At 62.3% G+C, this 1444-nt stretch carries 1 protein-coding gene; it reads right to left on the bottom strand.

Features of this window, described 5'->3' with window-relative positions; all coding sequences use genetic code 11:
* Nucleotides 1-1056: DUF3300 domain-containing protein (locus AWB67_RS37690; protein WP_374729896.1), on the bottom strand; the 1056-nt coding region annotated here is incomplete at its 3' end.
* Between the last annotated feature and the right edge of the window lie 388 nt (nucleotides 1057-1444).

Here is a 1444-nt window from a genome sequence, read left to right on the forward strand (position 1 = left end):
CCCGAGGCTGGACCGGTCCGAGGTTGCCGCACGATTGCCTGCGCCCCCGGCATTAGCTCCGCCCGCGCGATTGCCTGCGCCGGCCCTGTCGGTTGCAGCGGCGCGGTCGCCTGTGCCGCTCGTGCGGCCACGGTAGTCACCGCGCGCGCCCGCACCAGGGACGTCGTTCGAATACTTCTTGCGGGACGCGTTGTCGCGATAGGCGACTCCCTGGCGATGGCTCGCATCATGCTGCCATTTGCCGCCCTCGACCTTGGTGCGATCGAAGTTGCGATCAATATTGGCGGCCTTGTTGACGTTGATATTGACGTCCCCGCCACCCCAGTTGCAGTTGCCGAAGATCGCGCCGGCGGCGGCGAGCCCGACGCCCCACGCAAATCCGGTGGCGAGCGCGGCGCCCGGGTAGTAGGCCGGGGACGGCGGCCAGTAGTACGGAGGATAGGTCGGATAACTCCAAGCGCCGTACACGACGGTCGGGTTATACGCCGGCACGTAGATCACCTCCGGATTCGCCGGCTCGATGCGCACGATGGTCTGTGTGGCCTGGCCGCCACCCGGCGCGGGTTCGATGATCACTTTCTGCTGCGCGTTGGACTTCAGGTTGCCCGAGTTCTCCGCACGCGAGCGCAGTCGCTGAACGGCGGCGAGCACATCCTTCTCCTGCCCGAGGAAGGCATCTCCAAGCTTCTGGGTCCAGTCGAGCTTGTCGTTCATTGGCTCGAGTACTTGCGGGAAGGCGACGAGCGATTTCACGCTGACGTCCCAAGGTTGGCCCTGTACCGCCTTTACCGCTGCATCACCCTTGAGGTTTGAATTAGACTTGACCCAGCGCGCCGCGTGCACGATCTCGAGCGGATAGGTCGACGCCATTAGTACCTGAGAGAGAAGCGAGTCTGGATAGAGCGCGATTGGCGCCACGAGCGCCTCGATCTCCTCGGGCTTGAAGGTCGGCTGCGGCGGTGGCTCCTGGGCGCTCGACCGGCTCGACAGCGTCATCAGCGCAACGAAGAAACACATCCAGACCGCCTGAATTATTCGGTCGATCCACCGGGTCACGGCTGCTTCTCCCCACTGATCAAGATGCCAGATGGCGCGCGGATTTGTGTTTCTTGTTGCAGATTGCGGGTTCCGTGAGCATGGCTGCGCCTCTTAGTAAAGCGCAGTGTTCCATCGAATAAATCGTAGACTAGCATCAATTGCCATGTGCGGATTCGTCAAGTCGTTTTTGTCAACCGAAGAGGGTCGAATTCAAAAGGAAGGCCGCCGAGGCGGGCTTTAGATTTCAGGGGAGCGCGCGTGCCGACCCCGCGCGCATGCCGGACAGCAGGAAGAAATTACCACTGTCCGACTGTCCGACTGTCCGAATGCCAACATCAGGGTTCAGCCTTCGAAGAGCCACGGCGCCTGTTCAAAGAGATGGGGACGAGGGCAGAGGGTTCTGCCC

The sequence above is a fragment of the Caballeronia terrestris genome (assembly GCF_001544515.1).
Taxonomy (GTDB): Bacteria; Pseudomonadota; Gammaproteobacteria; order Burkholderiales; family Burkholderiaceae; genus Caballeronia; species Caballeronia terrestris.